Source organism: Candidatus Koribacter versatilis Ellin345 (assembly GCF_000014005.1).
Lineage (GTDB): Bacteria > Acidobacteriota > Terriglobia > Terriglobales > Acidobacteriaceae > Korobacter > Korobacter versatilis_A.
On record NC_008009.1, the window covers coordinates 1,434,074 to 1,459,087 of the forward strand.

Here is a 25,014-nt window from a genome sequence, read left to right on the forward strand (position 1 = left end):
TTTTCCATGATGCAGCGCGCGTGCGATGATGTGCAAACATCACGCTCGAATTCTGGAGAGAGAATGTTCGTTGGACACTTTGCGGTAGCGCTTGCCGGGAAGAAAGCTGCACCGCGCGCAAGCCTCGGCACGCTGGTGATGGCCGCGCAGTGGCTCGACCTGCTCTGGCCGATTTTCCTGCTGCTAAATTTGGAACAGGTGCGGCCGGCGCCGGGAATCACGAAGTTCACGCCATTCGATTTCGTCAGCTATCCGTGGACGCACAGCCTGGCTTGCGTGCTCGGATGGGCCGTTGTCTTCGGCGGAGTTTACTTCGCGGTGAAGCGGTTCGGGCGCGAGTCGTGGGTGCTCGGCGCCTTGGTAGTTAGCCACTGGATTCTCGATTGGCTCACCCATCGTCCTGACCTGCCGCTGTATCCTGGTGGACCGAAAGTTGGGCTCGGCTTGTGGAACTCCATCGGCGGAACCCTTGCGGTAGAGCTGCTGATCTTCTGCATGGGATCTTATGTGTATCTCACCACCACGCGGGCCAAGGACAAGATCGGCAGCTGGGCGCTATGGGCGTTCTTGTGGTTCCTGCTGGTGATGTATTTGGTGTCGACGTTCGGCCAGACGGTGCCGGACCAGAAGCAGTTGGGTTGGGGAGGACTGGCGATGTGGATGTTTGTGCCGTGGGCTTATTGGATTGATCGGCACAGATTGGTGCGTGCGGCGTAGGTCCCACCCTGTGGCTGAAGCCACAAGGGTGGGACACCCACATCTTCTTACTTAAGTTTCTTGTCGAAATACTGCTCCTCCACCGAGTAGGCCTTGATCCACGATTTGAACATCAGGAACCCGTGGATCTCATCAGGGAAGATCAGCTCTTCAAACTCCACGCCCTGGTTCTTCAGTTTCTCCGCGAGGGTGGTCGTTTGCGAGAACGGTACGTTACGGTCGTCGTCGCCGTGAATCAACAGCACTGGAGACTTCCACGTGCTGATCGATGCCTCAGGCGATGAATCGAAGGCCAGTTTCTGGGCTTCCTTCGCATCGGGCGCAGCCGTCGCATTGTTCTCCCACTCACCAATGAAGGCCGACCAGTCGTGTACGCCATGGAAGTCCACGCCGGCAGAGAAGATGTCGGAGTTGCGGGCTAGGCCCATGGCCGTGAGGAATCCTCCGTACGATCCGCCCCAGAGGCCGATCTTCGATTTGTCGACGTTAGACAGGGACTGCAGGTACTTCGCTCCAGCGACAACGTCGTTGTACTCGGCCGCACCGCGCCAAACTGTGTTGGGTGGGTTGAGGAAGTCGTATCCGTACATGATGCCGAGGCGGTAATTCACGGACAGCACCACATAGCCCTTGCTCGCCAGGTATTGATTCATGGCGTAGGCGTTGTGGTAGTAGTCCATGTAGTGGAAGCCGAGCATCATCTGTCGGACCGGTCCGCCGTGGGTGAAGATCAGCGCGGGATGGGTTGATTTGCCATCCTTGGGGACGAATAGTTGGCCGTGGATCTTCAGGCCGTCACTATCGAAGATGACTTGCTGGGGTGTTACCAACTGGTTCGAGGGGAAATCTTTCAGCATGTCGGCGGCAATCAGCCTGCGGCTGCTGCCGGTTACTTCGTAGGGCATGGCGGGCGAAGTCGCACTTGATCCGAGACAGATGACTTTGTCGCCGACAAGCGTGGGCGACCATTCGATCGTCTCACCGCTGCTGAGTTGCTGGCGCTGACCGCCAGTTGCCGGGACGCGCCAGAGATGACGCCGGTCTTCGTCCTTGGAATCACTCGTGTACTCATTCGACGAGTAGGTGATCCACTTTTGGTCTTTGCTAAGGGTCACGTCTTCGACTTCGAAATTGCCTTGCGTGAGTTGCGTCGCTTCACCCCCGGCGGCCGGAACCGAGTAGAGGTGATTGCGGTTGTCGCGCGTGGAGACGAAGACAATGCGATCACCCGCGAAATAAAACGACGTACCGATGAACATCGGGAATGAGTCTCGAGGTTGATCGCCGCTGTGCCAGACCTCTTTGCCCTGTGCGGTGCTGGCGTCGGCGACCCAGATCGACCAGGGGTGCGGACGTACCGGGATCAACGGCAATTTCGCCTGCACTCCGGGCTGACGAACGAAGGCGATCTGCTTGCCGTCCGCGGACCATCGCGGAAGATCGTCACGATTGGTGCTTGGAGCTAGATAGCGGACTTCGGTTCCGCCGATTTCCTGCAGCCCGATAAAACTATGGTCGGTGCGATTGACGACGAACGCGAGCCGCTTTCCGTCCGGCGACCACCGTGGTTCGGAGAGTTCGCCGCGAAGCTCATTGAGCTTCTTGGCCTGCTGTTTGCCGTCGATGGGTGCCAGAAGGATGCCGGTCTTGTTCGCCCATGCGGCCCACTTGCCGTCAGGAGAGATTTGGATGTCCTCGCAACCTTCTTCGCCACAGCCCATGTCGCCAAGTGTGCGCGGCTCTCCCTTCGCTACATCAATAGCGAAGACCTGCTGCTTTGCGCCTGCGGTCAGACTCTGAGGATTTGCGGAAGAGCCGCCGCCATTTACTTCGGTTCCGCGAGCGTAAAGAATCGTCTTGCCGTCGTTGCTGATGGTGAGCGCAGCGATCGGTTGGCCGTCGTCGCCGTGGTAATGGGTGAGTTGGCGCGCTTTGAAGTCGGGAGCGTCGGCGATCCAGACGTTGCGCTCGCCCCGATTGTCGAAGACCCAAGCGACGCGCGAAGCATCTTTGGCAGCGACGAGTTCACTCGGGAATGGAGAACTAAGAACCTGCTCGATGGTGAATTGAGGAAATGCGAAGGTGGATGCGATCAGAAGAGCCGAGAGAAGAATCCTGTTGCGCATGGTTGAGGAGGATAACAGAGCGAAATCTTTCACCAAGGAGACCACGAAGAGATTCTGAAATCTGGAATAGATTCGAAGAGTTCCTGTGATCGGCAGGTCATCGCCCCAAGCAAAACCCTTGTTGCCCTTGGTGTCCTTCCTGTTGAGGGTTTTGTCTTGAGGAAAAACTTGCACAAAGGAAAAGGCCGCCCGGCAACTCAGGCGGCCTTTCCTTCAAGGGAGAATAGTTCCAACGGAGGCTAGACCGTAGAAACTTTCTGGACAAATACTATGAGGTGGGTAGGGGGGTGTCAAGCCATTTTTCAAACTTAAATGTCTTGTTTTTCAATAACTTACGTTTTTGTCCTCAGGGAAGTAAAAGTGACAAAAAATGTCAAGACGGGAGGAATCAAACTCGTAAGTAATCCAATTCCAGACACTTACCGGAGGTCGAGACTGATGATCGTGTCCTCATCCTCTTTATGGAAGCGTCCGGGGAGAATTCGCTGGAAGAGGACCCGGATTCCGCCGAAAAACACCCCAAAGATAAGGCCGACGAGCATGAGAATTCCGGCTAGCGTAAACATCGCGACGACGAGGTTGCCGATATTGTCACGCGCGCGAAGTTTGGTCGCTTCGGTCCAGCTCACGGTCGCGTCGAAGTTCACACTGCCGACAAGAGCCTTCTCATCGCCGCTCGACAGGTTGCCGGTCATGATCACGACTTTGTCGCCGCTGCGTTTTGCGACGAAGCCCGGCGCGGTACTCATCGTGTTCTCAAAATTCTGTAAACGCTCCGTGGCAATTTGTGGTGTTGGATAGGACACGACCACCATTGTGGAGCGATCGCCATGATCGGCGTAGTCGGCGAAGGCTGCTTCCGCGGCAGTGCCGTATTTCTCGAAGTTGATTTGATCGGTGCTCACCGGCGCGTGCAGTGCGGTCAGGGCATTCGGTCCGAGGACGTACTTGAGTGTGCCTTGGACGGACTTCTCATGGGGCAAGTACCCGGGAAGTATCGGTGCGGTGGCGTCATTGCCAGCCGCCTTCGGCAATTCCTGGGCCAGGGCGCGCAGGTCGGCAGCCGACATCGCGGTCACCTGGTCGAGGTTGGCATCCACGAGAACGTTGCTGCGGTAGAACAGAATGCGCGTGTTGGCCGAAGCGGCGTCATCGCCGATCTTCTCCTGGATCATCTCCGGTTGGCGATAGAACGTGAATGCGCCATAGGAGCCGGTGACGTTGTCGAAGCGCGCGGCCTTGATCGTGATCTTGCGTCCGCCGCGGGTGTACTGCGCTTCTTCGAAGTCGTGGAAACCGTATTCCTTCAGCACGGCGGGCATGGCCGCATCAGCTTGAGCGGGATCATTGCCATGCTTCAGAGTCTGCGTCTTGTCCCATCCGGCAAAACTTTGCGGCAGCAAAGGCGCGGGAGCCGGGGGATCGGCAGCAAAGGCCCCAAGGGCGAAGCAAAGTACGGCGACGAACGTAAAAAGGCGGTTCATGGACTGTTTATTAGACTACACGGATTGCAGGGAAGTTTCCGGAATCGTCTTAATCGCCTGGCGCCTTTTGCGTTTGCTGCGCCACCTTCACGCTACTCAGGCTACTGACGTACTTCGAGACGCCCTTGTATAGCGATTCGGCGATCTTCTGGCGGTACTCAGGCGTCTTCAGCTTCTTTTCGTCGGCGGGATTGCTGAGGAACGATATCTCAGCAAGGATACTCGGCATATTGGCGCCGATCAGCACGATGAAAGGCGCTTTCTTCACGCCGCGGTTGCGCATTGGGGCGCTCTTGTTCGAAAGACCGGTGGCGAGCGAACCTTCGATGTCGCTGGCAAGTTCGCGCGATTCGTCGATCTTTTCTTTCAGGGTGATCTTCTTCACTAGGTCCTGAAGTTCGTGAATCGACTTCTCCGACACTGCGTTTTCGCGAGCGGCGACATCGAGCGCTGCCGGATCAGAGGTGAAGTTCAGGTAATAGGTCTCAACGCCACGGGCGCTCTTGTCGCGGCTGCTGTTGGCGTGAACAGAGACGAATAAGTCGGCCTCGTGCTGGTTAGCGATCGCGGTTCGGGTCTCGAGCGGGATGAACGTATCGTCGTCGCGGGTATAGATGACTTCCGAACCGAGGCGGCTTTCGAGCAACTTGCCTAGGCGAAGTGCCACGTCGAGGACGAGCTCTTTCTCGGAGTAGCCGCTTGGGCCCACGGTGCCGGTGTCGTGGCCGCCGTGTCCGGCATCGACCACAATGCGATTGATCTTCAGGCCAAGCGCGCGGATCAGTGAGCGGTCACCGGCGGCGGTTGGGGCGGCCTCATGAATTTCAGCGACCTCGGAGGCTTTCGATTTTTTGCCCTTGGAAGTGGATGCAGTCTCGGTTTTTGGGGCCTTCGGTTCGACCGCTTGATACGTCGGCTTGCTCGTCGGTGCCGTCGTGGCCTTTACGCCTGATTTGGTGGCGGCCAGGTCAGCATCGGGCTTGGGAAGCGGATTGCCCTCTTCCTTGGCTGCTTTGTACTTGCGCTCGTAGTCTGCCGCCTCGGTGCGCATTTGCTCCTGGGACTTCTTGACGCCAGCGGCGTCTGCTTGCGGTGACGTGGGCGGGGTGCTGTCAGCCTTCTGCGCGACTTCCGGCCGTTTGGTCTCGTTTGAGGGAGGCTCCGCCTTTGCTGTTTCCTTCTTCGCCGGCTTCGGAGTTTCCTTCGGAGTCTCAGGTTTGGGCGCTGGTTTCGCTTCTGCGAGTTCCGTCTTCTTTTCAGCCCTCGGTTCTTCCGCCTTTTTCTCCGGCTTATTGGTGGCGACCGCGGTTGCCGGCTTCTTGCCGTGAATATCGATGATTAGCCGGTACGGGTTCGGCAGGAGGAATGCCGAGTAATCGGCGACATCCTCGACGTCGAGCACGATGCGTACGACATCTTTCTGATACGGAGCGACTCGCACTGTTCGGAGGAATCCGTCGCCCACCTCAAAGCTCTTGCCGACGAGAGTCGAGGCGAGCTTGGCGTTATGCAGGTCGAAGAAGATGCGGTCGGGATGCGGAATCCGCCCGGCCTCGTACTTCACCTCGTCATCGAGGTCAATTGCGACGCGGGTGTAATCGGGCGTGGACCAGTAGCGGATGCCGTTCACCGTCGGCATTGCAGCGTGTTTCTTCTCGGCCACGGCGGCCGCCTGAACTTCGGTTGGCGTCAGCGGCGGCGGTGCGCTCAGATCAGCCAGCGCCTTGTGCGCCTGGTCAACGAGCTGCGATTTTGGATAGCGCTGAAGAAATTCCTCGAAGGTCGCCTTCGCCGCGGCGGGATCTTTCAGGTCTTCCTTCTGGATCTGCCCGATGGTGAACAGAGCGTCCATGCGGTATTTGCTGCCGGGGTATTCCTTACGCAGGAACTCGTACTGGGCGATCGCGTCCTTCAGCGGCTTCTGGTCCTGAAAGTGGCGGCCTTCTTCCGCCATCACTTCGGCGACGGCAAGAATGCTGGCATCGGCCTTCGACGAAGCTGGGGTGGTGAAGTACACCTTTTTGTAAGCTTCAATCACCTTCTGATAGGCGGCCTTGGTGCGATCTTTTTCGGGCTGGCCGTTGAGGGCCTCGCGCATCTTTTCGGCGTCTTCGTAGGCGGAAAGCGCGAGTTCTTTCTTGCGGGAAGTGGAAGGTGCGGAGAAGGCGACGAAGGTTGCGGTGGTCAGCAATAAGAGCAGCGCCGCCCACTGTCTGCCTCGGAACGTACGAACCCTGAACCCCATCGGTGACTGCTAAATTTCTCCTGCTCTTAGCTTGGAGCGGTGTGGGCGGTTAGTCAACGTTATTGAAGGTCAGGACACCTTGCTGGTCACGGTACACCTTGATCGGTGCGCGCGTGGGAGCGAACTGGATATTCATGCCGCCGTTGTAGAGGCGCGTGATCGTCTTCACGTAGTTCTGGGTTTCCTGGTAGGGCGGAATGCCACCGTGATCGGTAACTGCTTTTTCACCCGCGTTATAGGCAGCGAGCGAGAGCTTCACATCGCCTTTGAAATCTTCCAGCAACTGGCGGAAGTGCTTCACGCCTGCGTCCACATTCTGGTGAACGTCGAACGGGTTGCTGACGTTCAACTTGCGGGCGGTGCCCGGCATGAGTTGCATCAGGCCCATGGCGCCCTTGTTGGAAACGGCGTGCGGGTTGAAGTTCGATTCGACCTTGATGATCGCCTTCACGAGGTTGGGATCGACGCCGTGATTGGCCGCCGCATCGGCGATGGCTTGCTCCACCTCCGCGGTGGTCACGGCATAGCCCTTCGCAATCTTGCCGAAGTTCGGGTCTTTATCCGCCGTGTCGACCACGCCCTTAACGGGATCTTCTTTCTGCGTCGGTTGCGAAGCAACGAAGTTCTTTACGTCGGCTGCAGCACTGCGGGCAGCTTCGATCGCGGCTGGATTCTGGTGCGGTACAGGCTTCCAGCGGTGTTCTGTCCCACTCCAGAAGATAAGCGTCTTGGCGGAGTGTGTCGGAGTGCCGTCGGCGGACTTGAACTTGGGAAGGTCGTCGTCGTTGACGAAGACCTTACGACCGTCCACATCCACGGTAGAGATGCTGCCGGCAAACGCCGGAGCGCAGGCCAAAACGAAGCCCATGCCTGCCAAGCCGAGATGTCTAAGCAAAGTCATAAAGTGGTCGCGTAAAAACCCTAGGCCATTCCGCGAACGGGCGACAACATGGAATCCTTATGGAATCCTTTAGAGTGGCTGGATTATAAAGCCGCTCCGGGCAAGGTTCAATCGGGGATTTCCCTACCTTAGTCCATGACCTCCTGAGTGTTCGCGGATCGAATGTTATCGAGCCGCGTACGCCTGGGGTGGGGCAAACGCCGCCTTTACATGCGGTTGCATGAGGTACCAGATCACCAGCACCGCGATTCCCATGCGCACCAGCGTCAGGAACATCGTAATCAAGTTGAAGTGGAGCATCGAGACGAAGAGCCCGAGCACCGCAAACACGAGGCCGATGCCGGTGAGAATAATGGTCAACATCCGTCCCCATTCCTTCAAGCCCCAGAGGCCGAATCCGCATACCGCATTCAAGGCTCCGATGAAGATGAAGACCACGCCCACCACGGCGCCGATCGCAGCGCCGATTCCCGCTCCCGCCGCTCCAGCGCCGGACTGCTTTGCTGCCGCTCCTATAAACGAGCCGATGAACGCACCACCCACGAAACAGGCAACCGCGATCAACGCGCAGAACGCGGTTCCAATGAAGAGAAGGATTGCAAGCACAGTCACGCCGGTCGGTCGGTTCATCAGTTCCCGCCTTGGATGGATTTGCACGAAACGCTAGTCCATTGGGGCGAGAGGGTCAAGTTCGAAAGGATGTTCGGCGCCATCGCAAATCCACGATGGCACGGCATTTATACTGTTGATACCCCATGTCCTCGACCCTACAGGCGATCCTGGACGACACCCGGCGTGATCTCGCGGCCCGGAAGTCGGCTGCGCGGACCAAAGAGTTCGAAAAGCGAGCCGCGGAGCATACACCGCGCGGATTTCGCACGGCACTGTGGGAGCGTGCCCAGGCCGGCGTCGCCGTGATCGCGGAGTTGAAGAAGGCGTCGCCGTCGAAGGGGCTGATTCGGGCGAACTTCGACGTGATAGCTCTAGCAAAAGAGCTAGAAGAAGCGGGTGCTGCGGCGCTTTCAGTGCTTACCGACGTTCCGCACTTCCAAGGATCGCTGGAGAATCTGGAACGCGCGTCGCAGACGGTGAGGATTCCATGCCTGCGCAAGGACTTCATCCTGGATCCGGCGCAGATCGTAGAGGCTCGCGCCTATGGGGCGGATGCGATCCTGCTGATTGTCGCGGCGCTCACCGACTTGGATTTGCGCAATCTTCGCGACGAGGCCAAGCGTTACGGTCTCGATGTTCTTTGCGAAGTCCACGATCGCGATGAGCTGAAACGTGCCGCTGACCTGGGTTTCGACCTAATTGGCGTGAATAACCGGAACCTGAAGACATTTCGCGTGGATATCGAGAACTCACTGCGCTTTGCCGAGGAGTTTCCGCCGAATGCCCTGCGCGTTGCGGAGAGTGGTATTCATAGCCGTGAGGATATCGATCGCCTTCGAGATGCGGCTTACAGCGCGTTCCTGATCGGCGAATCGCTGATGCGAGCGGATTCTCCCAGCGCCACGCTGAGGGAGTTGATCGGCTGATGTGGATCAAGGTCTGCGGTACAACGAATCTCGATGATGCGAAGTTGGCCGTAGAACTCGGCGCGAATGCATTGGGATTCATCTTTGCGCCCAGCCCGCGACGAGTCTCGCCGTTCGAGGCCAGCAAGATTACGGCGCAGGTAGATCCAAAGGTGGAGACAATTGGAGTCTTCATCAACCAGGCACCGTCAGTCATTCTTGATACGGCGCGTCGGGCTGGTATCTCCGGTGTGCAGTTGCACGGCGAAGAAGATCCGGGGTCGGTGCGCAATCTGCTGGCGCTCGCGTTGCGAGAGAAGACGCCGCTGAAGGTTTATAAGGCCGTGCATATGAGCACGATTGACAACAGCTTTGCCTGGGATGCCGAGTCGTCGAAGATGCTGGCCGGTATGGTGCTCGATTCCGGTACCCCCATTCAGCGTGGCGGGACAGGGCGGACCTTCGACTGGAACGAAGCAGCGCCGCTGGTGCGGGTGCTTTCGCGTCGGACGAAGATCATCATCGCCGGTGGTCTGAATGCACAGAACGTGACCAGGGCAATCAGCTTGTTTGAGCCGTACGGGCTCGACGTGGTAAGTGGCGTGGAGAGCGAACCGGGCAAGAAGGATCCGGCGAAACTGCGCGCATTTTTCGAGGCGGTGCACGAGGCCGTGCAGAGACGATAGATGGCAACCAAACCAATCGCGAAAGTTCGTAAGTCGGTACCAAAGAAAGTTGAGTCGCAGGTCGGCTACTTCGGCTCGTATGGCGGACGCTTTGTCCCCGAGACTCTGATGGCCGCACTCCAGGAGCTTGAGGCTGCCTACGAAGCAGCCAAGCGCGACAAGAAGTTCAAGGAAGAAATCGAGTCGCTGCTGCGTGAGTACGCGGGACGTCCGACGCCCCTGTTTTTGGCCAAGAATCTTACGCAGAAACTGGGCGGGGCGAAGATTTACCTGAAGCGCGAAGACCTTCTCCACACAGGCGCCCACAAGATCAACAACTGTATCGGTCAGGGGCTGCTCGCGCGCCGCATGGGCAAGCACCGCATTATCGCCGAGACGGGCGCTGGACAGCATGGAGTCGCCAGCGCGACGGTTGCCGCACTTTTCGGCATGGAGTGCGTGGTTTACATGGGCAGCGAGGACGTCCGACGGCAGGAACTGAACGTCTTCCGGATGAAGTTGCTCGGGGCAGAAGTCGTCTCCGTCAACTCCGGTTCGCGCACACTAAAGGACGCCATCAACGAAGCCATGCGCGATTGGGTTACAAACGTCCGCACCACGCATTACCTGCTGGGCAGTGTGCTGGGCGCACATCCGTATCCGATGATGGTCCGCGACTTCCATCGCGTGATTAGCCGCGAGGCCAAGGCGCAGATCATGAAGGCCGAGGGCAAGCTGCCGACCGCGATCATCGCTTGTGTGGGCGGAGGATCCAACGCGATTGGCGCGTTCTACGAGTTCATCGGCGACAAAAAGGTCCAGCTCATCGGCGTGGAGGCTGGCGGTCGCGGCAAAGCGCTGGGCGAACATGCCGCACGCTTCCGCGGTGGAGCACCAGGCGTGCTTCAGGGCACGTATTCTTACGTCCTTCAGGATGAACACGGCCAGATTGCTGGCACGCATTCGGTGTCGGCGGGATTGGATTACCCGGCGATTGGTCCGGAGCACGCCGCTCTTGCCGAAGCGGGACGCGCCGAGTATGTAGCCGCCAGTGACGCAGAAGCGCTTGCAGCGTGCAGTATGCTTGCTAAGACGGAAGGCATTATTCCGGCACTGGAGTCGTCGCACGCGGTGGCGGAGTGTGTTCGCCGCGCGCCGCAGATGCGTAAGAGTGACGTCGTCATCGTCAATATCTCGGGACGAGGCGATAAAGACATCGGTATTCTCCGAGAGCAACTTCGGTTTTAGAATCACACTAATTGCGCCATGAGAAAGACCATCGTCATTGCCGTGGCTGTCGTGTTGTTATCGCTCTCGCTCGCATGCAGCAAGAAGCCTGTGAATCCGGACGAACCGGAGCCGCAAAAGCCCGAACCGACGCCGCTCTTCAAGCCGGCGATGAGCTACTGGAGCTTCGATAAAACGAAGCAGACACTTGGCTACACGAACTGGGAGATTGTGGAAGACCGCCGCCCGCTGGTGAGCGATCGTCGGCCACCGTTCCGGTTAGTGGTGATCAAGGTACCGAACTTCAAGGACGGCGGCTACACCGGCGATCTCGTGTTGTGGTTTTATAACGACCGGTTGATGAAGACGCAGTTTTACGTGCAGAACCTAAAGGAATACTTGCCGCACGCCGAGGGCGACCAGGGCATGATGATGAGCAACGAAGGCTCCACGTTCATCTCGCCCCATACTCGGGTGTGGGCGGGAAAAGACGCCGACGGCAAGACCTACCTCGGCATGCAGGATGAGATCCTGAAGAACAAAATGGACGACTGGGTCCTGCGGTACTCGAACCAATAACGATGGCAATCCAATTTCACAAGCGTCCAGGGCTGGTCGCGTACATCACGTGCGGTGATCCCGATGTGGATACCGCGATCAGGATCATTCTTGCGGCGGTCGAGGCCGGCGCGGATGTGATCGAACTCGGAGTCCCATTCAGCGATCCAGTCGCGGATGGGCCGGTGATCCAGGCGGCAAGCGAACGCGCGCTGCATGGCGGCACTAGTGTGAAAGATGTGCTTCACGTTGCACGAGAAGTACGCCGGCACACCGACGCGGGATTGATCGTTTTCTCGTACATGAACCCCTTGCTGCGTTATGGCCTCGAAAAATTCTGCGCCGATGCTGCGAATGCCGGCGTAGATGGCGTTCTTGTGACCGATCTGCCAGTCGAAGAAGCAGGACCGTACCTGGCGGCGATGTCGAAGCACAATCTCGACCCGATTTTTCTTGTTGCGCCGACAAGTCCCGACGCTCGGTTGAAGCTCATCGCAGAGCACAGCCGAGGTTTTGTTTATGCGGTTTCTCGAACCGGTGTGACCGGCACGCGCCAGGAAGTCGCAAGCGATGCTCGCGACCTCGTGAAACGGTTGCGGCAATTTACGAAGTTGCCGATCGCCGTCGGCTTTGGGGTTTCAAACGCCGAGCAGTTTGCGGAAGTGGGTCGCTTCGCCGACGCCGCCGTAATCGGCAGCGCGATCATGCAGCGTGTTTTCGATAACCCGGGCAGCGAGCCCGAAGCGGTGAAGGCCTTCCTACGCGGACTTACTTCCTCAATGAAACCAGCGGCGGCAAGGAAGGGCTGAACCACGGATGGAAATAGCGGACTGGCGCAAGAAAATCGATGCCATAGATTTGCAGATGCTGGAACTGCTGAACGAACGAGCGCGCGCGGCACACGCGATCGGCGTACTCAAGCGCGGAAACCAAGCGCCGATCTACGAAGGCGATCGCGAACGCGCCATCTTCGCTAAGTTGCAGGAAGCCAACCACGGCCCACTTACCAACGAAGACATTACGCTCATCTACACGCAGATCATCGCGATCATGCGAGATCTCCAGACCCGTCCCTGATTCATGACCATTCAGCGCATCACCATCGCGGGTCTCGGCCTCATCGGAGGCTCACTCGCGCTGGCGCTGCGCAAAGCTGGGTTCGACGGTGAATTGGTCGGCTGCGATCGCGCGGAAGTGATTGCTACCGCCACCGAACGCGGCGTGATCGACAGCGGCAATATCGATCCCGTGACCGCGGCGCAAGGAAGCAATGTTGTAGTGTTGGCTACGCCGGTGGGCGCAATTATCGATCTGATCGAACGTCTTGGGCCGGTGGTTCCAGCCAGTACCCTTTTGACCGACGTAGGCAGCACCAAGCACGAGATTGCGGAGCGCGCGCAGCAAGTTTTCGGCAGTGCCGCCGGAGCGCGGTTCTTGCCGTCGCATCCGATGGCGGGCGCGGAGCACTGTGGACTGGAACACGCGAACGCCGATTTGTTTCGCGGCGCTCCCTGGGTATTCACGCTGATCAACGGACAACCGGAGCAGGCAAGTCACGCCGCCGAATGGATATCCCTTGTCGAGAAACTCGGGGCCATCCCGGTCTTTTTCGATGCTGTACGCCACGATCGTCTCATCGCGTGGAGCAGCCATCTCCCGCAGATGGTCTCGACGGCTTTGGCTTCTGCGCTCGAGGCTGAATTCGGCGACGATCCGGCGATTCGCCAGATCTGCGGCCGCGGTCTGAATGACATGACCCGCCTTGCCGCCAGCGGCTACCCGATGTGGCGCGATATCGTCGCGACCAATAGCAACAACCTTCGCGACGCACTCCTGAAGTATGAACAGCAACTCTCGCACTTGCGCGAAAATCTTCGCGGTCCCGCGCTTCGCGAAGAGTTCGACGCAGCGAATCGCTTCCGGAAAAACCTAAAGTCTTAAAAGACGAACGGCACCAAGGATAGGAAATTAATTGTGAACCCCTTCGTGTCCTCGGTGGCCTTCGTGTTGAAAGCCTTTCGCTTTTAGTACAATCCTCTGTTCCGTGGGGCTCAACATATGAACAAGGTAGTGGCAAACGCGGAAGAGGCCGTCCGCGACATTCCCGATGGCGCAACTCTCATGGTCGGCGGCTTCGGCTTGTGCGGCATTCCGGAAAACCTGATTGCCGCGCTCGCGAAGAAAGGCGTCAAGAACCTCCACACCATCAGCAACAACGTGGGCGTAGACGAGTTCGGCCTCGGCATCCTGCTTTACAACAACCAGATCACCAGCCACAAAGGCAGCTACGTCGGCGAGAACAAGTTACTTGAAGATATGGTCATCTCCGGTCGTATTGATCTCGAACTCATTCCGCAAGGCACGTTTAGCGAACGCATTCGCGCCGGCGGTGCAGGCATCCCCGCGTTCTACACGCCGACCGGCTACGGAACGATCGTCGCCGAGGGCAAAGAGACCCGCGACTTTAATGGCCGCATGTACGTGATGGAAAGAGCGCTCACCGCCGACTTCGCGCTCATCAAAGCATGGAAGGGCGACAAGTGGGGCAATCTCGTCTATCGCAAAACGGCGCGTAACTTCAACCCAATGATGGCCACAGCCGCCAAGATCACCGTCGCCGAAGTTGAGTACCTGGTCGAGCCCGGCGAACTCGAGCCCGATCTCGTGCATACCCCTGGCGTCTACGTGAAGCGTATCTTCCAGAGCGCCGGCCAGGAAAAACGCATTGAGCGCCGCACGTTGCGCAAAAAGCCCGAGGGAAACTGAATGTCCACGGCTCCGAACATCAATAAGCAGAAGGACCACGAAAAGCGTGAGCGCATCATCCGCCGCGTGGCGCGCGAACTCCGCGACGGCTACTACGTGAACCTCGGCATCGGTATGCCGACGCTGGTCGCGAACCACGTGCCGGCGGGTGTGCAAGTCGTATTGCAATCCGAGAACGGCATGCTTGGTGTTGGGCCGTATCCGTATCCCGGCGACGAAGATCCTGACCTCATTAACGCCGGTAAAGAGACAGTCACGGAGCTTCCGGGAACGTCATATTTCTCCAGTGCCGATTCCTTTGCGATGATTCGCGGCGGGCATATCGATCTCAGCGTGCTCGGCGCGATGGAAGTGGACGAAGAGGGCAACCTCGCGAATTGGATGATCCCCGGCAAAATGGTGAAGGGCATGGGTGGCGCCATGGATCTCGTTGCCAGTGCACGCCGCGTGGTCGTCGCCATGGAACACACGACCCGAGAAGGTTCGCCCAAGATTTTGACGAAGTGCACCCTGCCGATTACCGGACTGAAGGTTGTGAACACCATCGTTACCGAGATGGCCTACATCCGAGTGACCGATAAAGGTCTCGTACTCGAAGAAGTTGCGCCAGGACTCACGGCGGACGACGTGCAAAAGGCGACCGGACCGAAACTGATTGTGAGCGAGAAATTGAGAACTATGGAGTTTTAATGAAAGCTCCGGGAGCGATTATGATCTTCGGCGGACTGATCCTGTTCGGGTGGTCACGCATCGAATAGGTTCTACGGATGGACTTCTCGGGTTCTTGGAGTTTGCCAGCATGAGAATCGCAGTTGTCTCCTTGGCACTCGGCATCGTATTCAGCGGGTTCGGCTTCGCTCAAAATCTCCTCGTCCTCGAGAAATCCGACCGTACGCTCGCCATCGTCGATCCCGCCACGCAGAAGGTGCTCGCGCGCACGCCCGCCGGCGAAGATCCGCATGAAATCGTCGCCTCTGCCGACGGCCATTTTGCTTACATCACCAACTACGGCGCGTTCGACAAGCCGCATCACACATTGACGATTGTCGATGTAACGCAGCGTAAGACGATAGGCACTCTTGATCTCGGATCGCTGCTTGCGCCGCATGGCCTCAGCCTAAGTGAAGGAAAGGTTTACTTCACGGCCGAAGGCAGCAAGGCCATCGGTCGCTACAACCCTGATACTAAGCAGGTGGACTGGACGCTCGGCATCGGTAACAACCGTACCCACATGATCGTGGTGCATGGCGACCGCATCTTCACTTCCAACGTCAACTCCGATTCCATTAGCATCATCGAGCGCGACGCGAAGGCCGACGTCTCTGGCTGGACGCAAACAGTCGTTCCCGTCGGTAAAGGTCCCGAAGGCTTCGATGTCTCACCGGACGGCACACAGCTCTGGGCCGCCAACTCGGGCGACGGTACAGTTTCGATCGTGGATGTCACTTCAAAGAAGGTCGCAGCCAATTTCGACATCCATGTGAAGCGCTCGAACCGCCTCAAGTTCACGGTCGACGGCAAACTCGTCCTCGTCTCCGATTTGGGCTCTGGCGATGTCGTCGTGCTCGACGCGGCGACGCACAAGGAAGTGAAACGCCTCAACGTCGGTAAAGGCGCCGCAGGAATTCTCATTCCGCCGGATGGTGCACGCGCTTACGTCGCGTCGAGCGGCGATGGCAACATCGCGATTGTCGATCTGAAGTCGTTGTCGATTACAGGGCACATCCCTGTCGGCAAAGGTCCGGACGGCATGGCTTGGGCGACTCCAGCGCGGTGACACTTGTCAGTGTGTCGAGAGCACCAGCGGATCGAGAAAGTCCCAGTGCCAATTGTTGTCCACCTTATAACCGTGGCTTATCAGGAACTGGCTGATTTCCAAAATCTCGTCGCGATATTCGGCGGTGAATTCGTACGCGAAGGTGAAAGTTGATCCCGTCGGGAACTGCACCAATTTTTGCTTCAGCGCCTTCAGGCCTTCGCAGCCGTACTGGTTCACCGAGTAGGTCAGGCGTTCTGGGGAATTGAGGAATTGCATCGGCGGCATCGTCCAGTCCCGTATCGGTCGCCCATAGATGTAATACCTCTGCGGGCCGGGTGGCGTCGCCAGAGTCGCCCCGCAACTAAACGTGCACGCAACGCCGTTGGAAGCGTCTTCGCCCAACAATGCCGACAATCGCGTGGCGTCATCGGACGTGAGCGTCCACCCTACTGCGCCCGCGTAGCTCATGATGAGCTCATGAAAGTCGCCGTAGTGCTCGCTGCTGGGCCCCTCGTGGTCGGCTTCCATCGTTTTGCGCCAGTGCACCAGTTCGTTCCACAGGTTTTGCTTCGACGGGAGAGTTCCGTATCGCCGCAGATAGTCGGCGGAATCGCGGGTCATGATGGTTCGTGCGTGGATCTGCTCCAACGCCAGTTTCTCCAGCACCTGGCTGGCTTGCAGGCGTCCGATAGCGCTCAGATATTCATTGCATCGGCCATCACGAATCTGCGGCATCCCCCGCCGGATGCGCGCCTCCGCCTCGCGTGGCGCAACCTTCAGCAAGTACGCCGAGATTGGCACCTTTACTTGGCAGGACCAATCGGGCAGTTTCCCGTCCACAAACGGCAGTACAGTCGGCAGCACTTTGGCCGTTGCATAGCGGTGCAGCAGCGACGCCTCGTACGCCAGCGCGAATTCTCCCGATAGCGCGACAAAGTTCTTCGCCATTTGCTCTTCGAGGTCGGGCAGCGTGGCATCCGGCAGGCGTAATCCGTAGGCAGAGAAGCGCGGCATGGGGCGCCCGATTTCGGCACGAATGAACGGCGTTGCCGCAGAGGGATCCAACTCCAGCCAACGCACAAGTGCCAGTTCATCGGGCGCCTCGGCTTTCTTGCGGACGACGGGCAGCATTAAGGGCGAGCGCACCTGCGGCCATCCGCCGCGCATCAACCATTGCTGGCGCTCGTAGGGAATCAGATCGAAATTCTCGGCAACGAGCGCAATCACCGACGCCGGCAACGGTAGTGGTCGAGTGCCGCCGCCGTCCTGCGCGCGCGGCGGATTCTGAACCACTGTTAGTAGGGAAGCGAGCCTGGCTGTCTCCTCTTTCTGGGGCAGGGCAGCAATCAGCGAGTCGAGCACTTCGTTAGTAGAGTCAATCCATCCGTTCTGCTTATTGGGATCGCCGTATTGCTGATTCAAATATTGCGCCACGAAGTTCAGTTCCACGGAGTTCACGCGGGTGTCGGAGGCAATGAGCTGACGTTTGAGTTCTTCCGCGGCCGCCTTGCCGCTCGGCGTCACTTCCAGACAACGCTGCGCTTCGAATACTCCGTGGAGAAATGCTCGTGCCAAAATGCGCGCTGCTTCTGGCGTGCCGAGAACGCACAAAGCCTCGGTTTTACTCTCGTAGCTCAGTCGCTCTGCGGTCGGTGGATCAGTCACCAGCGGAATCGGCTTCGCATGCGCGTCCGCCCCTTCCGATTCCACACGTTTTTGCCATTCCGGGTCGGCCGCTACGATTTGCAACTCCATGTCGCGGCTGACGGTCACGCCCCGTTGAGGGGAGTTCAATTCGCGCAGTCCCCCGGTGGCTTGATTCACGGGATCATCGAGCCCCACGGTCATCGTGAATCGGACGGTGTACGAGCCAGGCCGATCGAACCGGTAGCGCTTGTTCAGTGTGTAGTTATACTTCGCGGGTTCGGTCGTCAGGTCCGGGTTGGGTACTTCGAACGTCGATCCGCCACCAGTCCGCACTCCAAATCCGATCTTCGTCAGGTCTACGGCGCCGTCCATCGGCGTAACCGCGAACGACCACACGTTGGTGAACCGGCACATCGGGAATCCAAAATTAGACTCACGGAACGGAAGGCATGGCGCCAGGTAGCGTCCCTTACTGGTGCTGGAGAACAGCATTTCGAGCGGGATGACCTCGCCTACCTGGAAACGGTTCGAACCCGTCGCCGATCTCAATTGCACATTTAAATCGGCGGAACCCTGGCTCGCGAGCGTCTGCGCGTGCAGTGCGGCAGCAAGGACAATCCACACCGTAGCAATCCAACTGACGCGCATCTACTCTCCTGTGAGCAATAGACCTGCATTGCTCGATTCCGTCAACCCTCATGTTTCGTGACTCTATCGGGTTAGTTCCAAAGAATCTCAGCGTCTCACCCTAGCTCCGCTGAGGGATACTCAATCCGCCACGAAGGTGCGATCCTCATTGAACGCGCAATGACTCGCGCGGTGCACCGCTAATTCCGCATTCATACCTGAGGACCCGTGCTTCGTTTTTCTTTTCGTTTTTATTTTTTTGCAGCTTTTTTTCTCTTCCTCATCACGCCTGCGCTCATCGCCCAGGTTCCCGCGCCACCTTCCGGATCGAAGAGTCTGACGCGGCTCGAGGAATCTACCGACTGGGACACCTGCGGCAGTTGTGGCAATTCAGGTGGCACTGGCGCCGTCGCTACTTACAGCATGGAGCGCGGCATTACCAGCCCCAACCTCGACGGCAGCGCCACGCAATTCAGCATCGGCGGAACGTACGCATTCAAGAATGCCTACTGGTTCGTTAAGCACTACACCGGTTCACCGACCGCGCCAGTCTCGTACCTGAAATATGAGTTCTATCTCTGGGTTCCGGCGGTCTTCGAAAAAATTCCTCAGGCGATTGAATTCGAATGCCAGCAAAAAGTTGGAGGCTATCTTTACAACTTCGCCTGGCAAATGGACTATAAAAGCAAGACTTGGCGCACCTTCAATTTCACGCAGAAGCAGTGGGAGAGTGCCGGCGTCAGCTTTGCCGGGCTGGCCGGCGGCAAGTGGCATCACGTCATCGCCGAGTACCACACCGCTAACAAACAGGTGATTCACGATGCGATCACCCTCGATGGTGTGCGCCACGTGGTCAACATCCATCACCCCGCGCGGGTCTGGAACACCGGCCACTATCTCTCGAACGCGTTCCAACTCGATCTGAATGGCACTGCGACGGACTACCACGTGTACGTGGACAAGATGAGCGTGACTTACAAGTAAGCACTACGCAGAGGGCTTCGCCGTCGCCCCTGCGAACACAAGCATGTAGCCGTTCACGTCTTCCACATCGAACTCAGTCTGCCCATATTCCTGAGGACAAAGTTCGCGCGTGATGCGGATTTGCGGGTTCGTCGAAAGCTCGCGGAAGAGCGCTTCCACCTCGTCGGTCTCGATGTAAACGTCCCAAGCGCCGCGCTCGCGTGCTGCCGGATCGTCAGGCTTCTTGTAACCCGGCTCGTGCTGTAAGAAAAGCTTGATGCCGTCGCGCCACACGATAGCGAAGCCCGGCGGATAGTACTTCGACTCGAACCCGAGTTCGCGGTACCAACCGAGCGTCTGCCCCATGTTCCCGACGAGCAGGACAACAGTGGTGCGTATTAGTCGTGCAGCCTGACGTTCCATTGGCATATTCATCCGCACTCTTGGTTAAAGCAGACCCAAATGGTCCGGGTATTTCGCCTGCAGTGAACTCACCAGCAGCCCAAACTCCGGCATCGCACGCAGGTTCTCCAGACAAGGATCTTTGAGGAAAAACGGCCAGCAGGCAAAACCCGTATTCACGGTTCGCTCCAGCCATGCAAAGGCCGTCTCCGGACGACCGACCAGCGCGTGGATACAGGCAATCTGGTAGTAGCTGTGATGTGCGTGCCCAAATGATTGAGGGTAAGAACATGCCTTCATCACGCAATCCATCGCTGCTTCGGCCTTCCCCATCCTGGCGTGCAGAAGCCCCTGCATACTGATCATCAGCGGATCGTGCGGCGCTGCCGCGAGCGATTCCTCCATGCATTGCGACGCCGCGTCCCAGTCGCCGGTCATCATGGCGGGGAACGGAGCCCAGTGCAGCGCGTACTTATTGTTGGGACTCTCCTCGCGCCACGCTGCGATGACTTCCGCTGCTCGTTCGAATTCGCCTTTCCAGCCGTACACTTGCACCACGCTTGGACTGACCGCCCGCTTTGGATGGAACGGCCTCCCGCGCTCAAACATTTCCAGCGCGTGATCAAGTAACCCAACGTGCGCGAGAATCGTTCCTAGTCGGTTGTAGGCGTGTGGCAAGTTTTTTTGTAGCGACAGCGCCCGCTTCAGATCTGTGATCGCCTCCAGGTGCTGAAAATTTTTGGACGGTCCCCACACCAGGAACGCACGCGCCACCAGCGCTTCGGGCAGTTCGGGGTCGAGTTCGAGTGCGCGGCTACCGTGGAACTCAGCTTTCTCCAATAGCGCACTGGTCGGGTCTGACTCGAAGTGCTGCACCGCAAACACAAAAGATAGCGTGGCGTGCGCGAGTGCGAAATTGGGGTCGCGAGCCACCGCAGTCCCAAGATGCTGGCTGGCACGTGCCACCTCCGCGGGGTCTCCGGATCCACTGAGCTTGTAGCCACGCATGAACTCCGCATACGCCAAGGGATTGCGGCTATGCCGTGGACGCTGCTGCGGCGCGTTGAGCGGTAACTTCAACGCTCTCGCGACTTCCCGGGCGACCTCGCCTTCCACCTGCGCGAAGCGGTCCAAACTTGTATCAAAGCTCTTCGAGAAACACACCCTTCCGGAGTGCGCGTCCAGCATCTCGACAGAGAGCCGCCACTCCCCCTTCTGCAAACGAATCGCACCGTGTACAACGAACCGCGTCGCCAGTTTGGCAGCAACTTCCTTCGGCGATACTGCGGCCGAGAAATGTATCGTCGCCGAACTCGGCAACACCACGACGCCTTGCAACTTCCCTAGCTGCGCAGCCAGTGCATCGGCGAAGCCAATGCCCACGCCTTCGTCGTCGTTCGCCTTCCCAGCCATGACAAGAGGCAACACGGCGATCGAACGTGAGGTCTCATCAATCGGAATGTCCAGCGTCTCTGCGCGCGGGAACTGTGCCTCCACCACGCGCATGGGCCCAATAAAGCGGTAGCCAACGCCAACCACAGTTTCCAAAAAGCGGGGACGGTCGGGATCGTCTCCGAGGGCCGTGCGGATTTTTCGCACGATGTTGTTCAGATTTCTTTCGGCGTCGATAAAGAGGTCGGTTCGCCAGATCTTGCGAATGATTTCTTCCCGCGTCACCATCTGCTCGCGCCGGCTCACTAGGAACATGAGCAGTTCCATCGGCTTTTTCTCGAGCTTCACCCGACTGCCCGAGCGTCGTAGCTCATAACGCCCCAAGTCGAGTTCGAATTCAGCCGCAGATCGCTTCGCAGTGCTCATGGTTTGGGCAGCAATTATCGTGTATTCAGCGGCTTGCGGCGATACAAAAAAGATACCCAACGGCCATACTGTAGCCATTGGAATCATGGGGAGTTCCGGGCATCATGGCCTTCGTCACATCAATCTCCTGGAGGCAATCCATATGAAACCGTCCCGGTTCCTCTCCCTTACGATCTGCGTTCTCTTGTTCGGCGCAACGCAGGCGCGCATTGTCGGCGCGCATGGACACGAAAACACCGCCCACACTCCCGACACGATCCAGTGGGCTCCTGCACCCCCAGTGGTTGAACCGGGTGCGCAGATCGCCGTGCTCGAGGGCGATCCGATGGCCAGTACGGGCGACTACACCATTCGCCTCAAGATGCCGAATGGATACCGCATCAATCCGCATTGGCATCCACTGCGCGAGAACGTCACCGTGATCTCCGGCACGTTCAAAGTCGGAATGGGGGATACCTTTGACGCCGACAAGATGGCAGCGTTTCCGGCGGGCAGCTTCGCCTACCTCGATCCTGATATGCACCACTACGCCATGGCCGTTGGCGAAGTCGTGGTACAGGTGCACGGACAATCGCCGGTGAAGTTCAACTACGTTAATCCATCTGACGATCCGTCACGGCGCAAGTAAATCGCATTCGTCCTCAAATCGCGTGGTCTGTCCCACGAATTCCATTTCGTGCAGCGACGTGACACGCGTGTGACACGCCGATAACAAACGCCCTGCCGCTGCTCTGTATTTTTCAAAGAACCGTCTCGCCATTTGGCGAGACCGAACAACATAAAGGATGGATGAGTAATGGCTGTAAGCGAAGCAAAACTGCACGACTTTCTCGGCAAATTTGTCTCCGATCTTGGCGCCACGGCCCATGCGGGCATGGTGGTCATTGGAGAACGGCTCGGCCTCTATAAAGCGCTGGCCGGAAAGAATCTCACTGCCGATGAACTCGCGCAAGCCACGGGGACAGACGCACGTTACGTACGCGAATGGGCAGCCTCCCAGGCCGCCGGCGGATACCTAACTTACGACGCACATACGCAGAAATTCGGCATGACCGAGGAGCAAACTCTCACGCTCGCTCACGAGGACGGACCCGCCTATATTCCTGGAGCATTTGAACTCGCTCTCGGATCGCTCGCTGCCGTCCCGCGCATCACCGACGCTTTCCGCAGCGGCGCCGGCATGGGTTGGTACGAGCACGATGAAGCGGTCTTTCATGGTTGCGAGAAGTTTTTCCGGCCCGGCTACACGATGAATCTCGTCAGCTCATGGATCCCTGCGCTAAGCGGCGTGAAGGAGAAACTCGAGCGTGGAGCGAAGGTCGCTGATATTGGCTGCGGAAAAGGCGCATCGACCATCCTGCTCGCAAAGGCGTTCCCGAACTCCAATATTTTCGGCTTCGACTATCACGATAAGTCCATCGAGATGGCTCGCGAAGCAGCGCGGCTCGAGGGCGTGGATGATCGCGTCACCTTCCAGCTAGCCAGCGCGAAAGAGTTTCCCGGCGACGGCTACGATTTTGTCTCCGTCTTCGACTGCTTGCATGACATGGGCGATCCCGTTGGTGCTGCTGCTCACGTGCGTCGCGCTCTCAAAGACGATGGCTCATGGATGATCGTGGAACCCTTCGCGCACGACGAGATGCACGACAACTTCAACCCGGTCGGACGCGTGTACTACTCGTTCTCCACCTTGCTCTGTACGCCGTGCTCGCGTTCGCAGGAAGTGGGCGCGTGTCTTGGCGCGCAAGCTGGCGAGAAGAGAGTGCGACAAGTCGTCGAATCTGCCGGCTTCAGCCAGTTCCGCCGCGCAACGGAAACGCCATTCAACCTGATTTACGAGGCCCGTCCGTAGTCAAATCAGTTCCGGGTTTCCCATAGAGAAGCCCGGAACTTGCACATGTTTTTGCGAGAGAAGACTACGCGATTTTTCGAACTAGCCTTCCGGGCAGGGTGAAAATCGCCCAGATCAGATCGAGTACCCCGTCCACGGCAACGCCCAGGATGCGAAATGGCAGCAGGAGCAGCCACACGATGGGATAGAGAACGAGTGCGATGATCGCCAGGGGCCAGCAGAAGATGAGTACCACACACCACACCAGGAACGTGAGCATACGTACCTCGCCACTCAGTTATACGGCTTTCGGCTCGCTGAAGTTCGCGGAATCGTGCAGGTGCTTCCTTAAAAAGAAATAAGTGCGCTGCGCGGCGTCGAGCATGTCGAGCCCGCGAAAGCCGTGGCCTGCACCTTTGTAGATCTTCATCTCATGGGGCACCTTGCGCGATTTCAGCAACGACTCGAGCTTGAACGCCTCAGTGACCCGCACCGTCAAGTCTCGATCACCGTGCAGGATCAACACGGCAGGGCAATGCTTCATTTCCGCGATGATCTCGTCCGGCATGCCGCCGAAGTAATCCACCACAGCACGAACTCCGGGCCGCATGGCACTCAGCGTCAGACCGAGATACGCTCCCAGCGAAAACCCGACGATGCCCACCGAACTTGCGTCCGCAAACTCCTGCTGGCCCGCCCACTCAATCGCATCGGAGATCACCCCGATCCAGCGTCGATGATGCTCGCGAATCTCCTGCGGATATGCCCACGTAGTACCGGTGGCGTCGAAATAATGCGGCACGAACACAGCAAAGCCGCGGTCGGCGAGCATGTGCGCGAACTCGTTATAGTTGAGGTTTGCGAAGCCACCGGACCCATGCAGCGCCAGCACAATTGGGTAGCGCCCTGCGGTTTTAGGACGGTGGCTATCGATTCGGATACGAGTGTCGTCGCTGAGGAATGTGGTTTCCAAGATGCCTGATTAGATGCACGTTACGACGCATCGCTTCATGTGCCAAAATTGGATTCATGCCGAAAGTTGCAGTAGTGGTGATCGACGTCCAGGAGGGAATTCTCGCCGGAATTTCACGCCGACGTCCGGAAGAGACTGAGAGGGCGCTGGATGCCTGTGTCTGGCGGATCAGCGAGCTGCTCAAGCGAGCGCGCGCGGCAAAAGTACCGGTGATTTACGTCCAGCATGAAGGCGGAGTCGGCCATCGCCTGGAGCCCGGCAGCGCCGGGTTTCCGATCCGCGAAGAAATTCAGCCCAAGCGCGGGGAAGTCATCGTTCACAAGAAATTCTGCGATTCGTTTTTCGAAACCAGCTTGCTGGACGAGCTGAAGAAACTTGGCGCCGAACAACTGGTTATCGCTGGATGCATGACGCAGTACTGCATCGACACTTCCACACGGCGTGCGGTTTCCGTTGGGTTCGACGTGACTCTTGTTGCCGATGGCCACATGTGTGGCGACACCCGAACGCTCACATTCGATCAAATCATTGCGCATCACAATGCGCTGCTGGATGGGTTTGATGCCGGAGGAAAAAGCGTGACGGTGAAACCCGCGGCGGAGATCGACTTTGCTAACGCAAGCGTCGCGACGTCCTGACATTCGCAAACTCCGCGCGCCAGCTATTGAACAGCTCCACCATCGCGGTGGCAATTGCGCCGCTGAATCCCAGCGTCACCATGGGCAGGATGGTCTGGGAAGTGACGCGTTCGAAGAGGGAGCGTGCGAGTTGCATGTCGGTTGACTCAC

Annotated in this window: 26 protein-coding genes; 15 read left to right on the forward strand and 11 right to left on the reverse strand. The window is 58.2% G+C overall.

The window, feature by feature from the left end:
- The first annotated feature begins 63 nt into the window (after positions 1–63).
- Positions 64–717: a hypothetical protein gene (locus tag ACID345_RS05920; RefSeq protein WP_011521955.1), complete on the forward strand. Its 654-nt coding sequence runs from the start codon at positions 64–66 to the stop codon at positions 715–717.
- Positions 718–764: 47 nt separating this feature from the next.
- Here the strand turns inward: ACID345_RS05920 and ACID345_RS05925 are convergent, their stop codons facing one another.
- From ACID345_RS05925 to ACID345_RS05945, 5 genes are all read right to left on the reverse strand, one after another.
- Entirely contained in the window at positions 765–2,843 is a 2,079-nt protein-coding gene (locus ACID345_RS05925) for a S9 family peptidase (RefSeq protein WP_041856341.1), read from the reverse strand.
- A 419-nt stretch (positions 2,844–3,262) separates the two neighbouring features.
- Positions 3,263–4,327, reverse strand: coding sequence for a DUF6599 family protein (locus ACID345_RS05930; protein WP_011521957.1), 1,065 nt, complete (start codon positions 4,325–4,327; stop codon positions 3,263–3,265).
- Positions 4,328–4,376: 49 nt separating this feature from the next.
- Positions 4,377–6,572 carry an N-acetylmuramoyl-L-alanine amidase gene (locus ACID345_RS05935; RefSeq protein WP_011521958.1) on the reverse strand — a complete coding sequence of 732 codons (2,196 nt, stop codon included), beginning with the start codon at positions 6,570–6,572 and terminating at the stop codon, positions 4,377–4,379.
- Positions 6,573–6,621: 49 nt separating this feature from the next.
- Positions 6,622–7,473 carry a lytic transglycosylase domain-containing protein gene (locus tag ACID345_RS25170; RefSeq protein WP_011521959.1) on the reverse strand — a complete coding sequence of 284 codons (852 nt, stop codon included), beginning with the start codon at positions 7,471–7,473 and terminating at the stop codon, positions 6,622–6,624.
- 165 nt (positions 7,474–7,638) lie between these two features.
- Positions 7,639–8,103 carry a hypothetical protein gene (locus ACID345_RS05945; RefSeq protein WP_011521960.1) on the reverse strand — a complete coding sequence of 155 codons (465 nt, stop codon included), beginning with the start codon at positions 8,101–8,103 and terminating at the stop codon, positions 7,639–7,641.
- 125 nt (positions 8,104–8,228) lie between these two features.
- Between ACID345_RS05945 and trpC the strand changes: the two genes are divergently transcribed.
- The 10 genes from trpC to ACID345_RS05995 all read left to right on the forward strand — a co-directional run bounded on the left by trpC (position 8,229) and on the right by ACID345_RS05995 (position 15,983).
- Positions 8,229–9,011 carry an indole-3-glycerol phosphate synthase TrpC gene (trpC, locus tag ACID345_RS05950; RefSeq protein ID WP_011521961.1) on the forward strand — a complete coding sequence of 261 codons (783 nt, stop codon included), beginning with the start codon at positions 8,229–8,231 and terminating at the stop codon, positions 9,009–9,011.
- A complete protein-coding gene (locus ACID345_RS05955) occupies positions 9,011–9,676 on the forward strand; it encodes a phosphoribosylanthranilate isomerase (RefSeq protein WP_011521962.1) in 666 nt (221 codons plus the stop codon). The genes trpC and ACID345_RS05955 overlap by 1 nt, the downstream gene beginning before the upstream one ends.
- The gene (gene trpB, locus ACID345_RS05960; RefSeq protein ID WP_011521963.1) at positions 9,677–10,903 is read left to right on the forward strand and encodes a tryptophan synthase subunit beta; all 1,227 of its coding nucleotides are present in this window, start codon (positions 9,677–9,679) and stop codon (positions 10,901–10,903) included.
- A gap of 18 nt (positions 10,904–10,921) precedes the next feature.
- Positions 10,922–11,461 (forward strand): hypothetical protein, encoded by a 540-nt coding sequence (locus ACID345_RS05965; RefSeq protein WP_011521964.1) that lies wholly within the window; start codon positions 10,922–10,924, stop codon positions 11,459–11,461.
- A gap of 2 nt (positions 11,462–11,463) precedes the next feature.
- Entirely contained in the window at positions 11,464–12,249 is a 786-nt protein-coding gene (gene trpA / locus ACID345_RS05970; protein WP_011521965.1) for a tryptophan synthase subunit alpha, read from the forward strand.
- Between the two features lie 7 nt (positions 12,250–12,256).
- Positions 12,257–12,517, forward strand: coding sequence for a chorismate mutase (pheA, locus tag ACID345_RS05975; RefSeq protein ID WP_011521966.1), 261 nt, complete (start codon positions 12,257–12,259; stop codon positions 12,515–12,517).
- A 3-nt stretch (positions 12,518–12,520) separates the two neighbouring features.
- Positions 12,521–13,381: a prephenate dehydrogenase gene (locus ACID345_RS05980; RefSeq protein ID WP_011521967.1), complete on the forward strand. Its 861-nt coding sequence runs from the start codon at positions 12,521–12,523 to the stop codon at positions 13,379–13,381.
- A 117-nt stretch (positions 13,382–13,498) separates the two neighbouring features.
- Positions 13,499–14,206 carry a CoA transferase subunit A gene (locus ACID345_RS05985; RefSeq protein WP_011521968.1) on the forward strand — a complete coding sequence of 236 codons (708 nt, stop codon included), beginning with the start codon at positions 13,499–13,501 and terminating at the stop codon, positions 14,204–14,206.
- Positions 14,207–14,896 (forward strand): CoA transferase subunit B, encoded by a 690-nt coding sequence (locus ACID345_RS05990; protein ID WP_011521969.1) that lies wholly within the window; start codon positions 14,207–14,209, stop codon positions 14,894–14,896. It begins immediately after the preceding gene.
- Between the two features lie 109 nt (positions 14,897–15,005).
- Positions 15,006–15,983 (forward strand): YncE family protein, encoded by a 978-nt coding sequence (locus ACID345_RS05995; protein ID WP_011521970.1) that lies wholly within the window; start codon positions 15,006–15,008, stop codon positions 15,981–15,983.
- Positions 15,984–15,989: 6 nt separating this feature from the next.
- Here ACID345_RS05995 and ACID345_RS06000 read toward each other — a convergent pair whose 3' ends face one another.
- Entirely contained in the window at positions 15,990–18,260 is a 2,271-nt protein-coding gene (locus ACID345_RS06000; protein WP_011521971.1) for a hypothetical protein, read from the reverse strand.
- Between the two features lie 207 nt (positions 18,261–18,467).
- Here ACID345_RS06000 and ACID345_RS06005 point away from each other — a divergent pair, with 207 nt between their 5' ends.
- Entirely contained in the window at positions 18,468–19,223 is a 756-nt protein-coding gene (locus ACID345_RS06005) for a hypothetical protein (RefSeq protein ID WP_011521972.1), read from the forward strand.
- 3 nt (positions 19,224–19,226) lie between these two features.
- On the opposite strand, the gene ACID345_RS06010 is transcribed toward ACID345_RS06005, so the two are convergent.
- Entirely contained in the window at positions 19,227–19,625 is a 399-nt protein-coding gene (locus ACID345_RS06010) for a VOC family protein (RefSeq protein ID WP_041855487.1), read from the reverse strand.
- Positions 19,626–19,649: 24 nt separating this feature from the next.
- Entirely contained in the window at positions 19,650–21,422 is a 1,773-nt protein-coding gene (locus ACID345_RS06015; RefSeq protein WP_148210036.1) for a winged helix-turn-helix domain-containing protein, read from the reverse strand.
- A 142-nt stretch (positions 21,423–21,564) separates the two neighbouring features.
- Here ACID345_RS06015 and ACID345_RS06020 point away from each other — a divergent pair, with 142 nt between their 5' ends.
- On the forward strand, positions 21,565–22,050 hold the full coding sequence (locus tag ACID345_RS06020; RefSeq protein WP_011521975.1) for a cupin domain-containing protein: 486 nt from the start codon (positions 21,565–21,567) through the stop codon (positions 22,048–22,050).
- A 168-nt stretch (positions 22,051–22,218) separates the two neighbouring features.
- On the forward strand, positions 22,219–23,274 hold the full coding sequence (locus ACID345_RS06025; RefSeq protein ID WP_011521976.1) for a class I SAM-dependent methyltransferase: 1,056 nt from the start codon (positions 22,219–22,221) through the stop codon (positions 23,272–23,274).
- A 64-nt stretch (positions 23,275–23,338) separates the two neighbouring features.
- Here the strand turns inward: ACID345_RS06025 and ACID345_RS06030 are convergent, their stop codons facing one another.
- Together ACID345_RS06030 and ACID345_RS25175 are read right to left on the reverse strand one after the other, a co-directional pair.
- Positions 23,339–23,533 carry a hypothetical protein gene (locus ACID345_RS06030; RefSeq protein WP_011521977.1) on the reverse strand — a complete coding sequence of 65 codons (195 nt, stop codon included), beginning with the start codon at positions 23,531–23,533 and terminating at the stop codon, positions 23,339–23,341.
- Between the two features lie 18 nt (positions 23,534–23,551).
- Positions 23,552–24,226: a dienelactone hydrolase family protein gene (locus ACID345_RS25175; protein ID WP_049761734.1), complete on the reverse strand. Its 675-nt coding sequence runs from the start codon at positions 24,224–24,226 to the stop codon at positions 23,552–23,554.
- A gap of 56 nt (positions 24,227–24,282) precedes the next feature.
- On the opposite strand from ACID345_RS25175, the gene ACID345_RS06040 reads away from it, so the two are divergent.
- Entirely contained in the window at positions 24,283–24,864 is a 582-nt protein-coding gene (locus ACID345_RS06040; protein WP_041855488.1) for a cysteine hydrolase family protein, read from the forward strand.
- On the opposite strand, the gene ACID345_RS26860 is transcribed toward ACID345_RS06040, so the two are convergent.
- On the reverse strand, positions 24,839–25,000 hold the full coding sequence (locus tag ACID345_RS26860) for a hypothetical protein (RefSeq protein WP_187148953.1): 162 nt from the start codon (positions 24,998–25,000) through the stop codon (positions 24,839–24,841). The two genes, ACID345_RS06040 and ACID345_RS26860, sit on opposite strands and share 26 nt — an antisense overlap.
- Between the last annotated feature and the right edge of the window lie 14 nt (positions 25,001–25,014).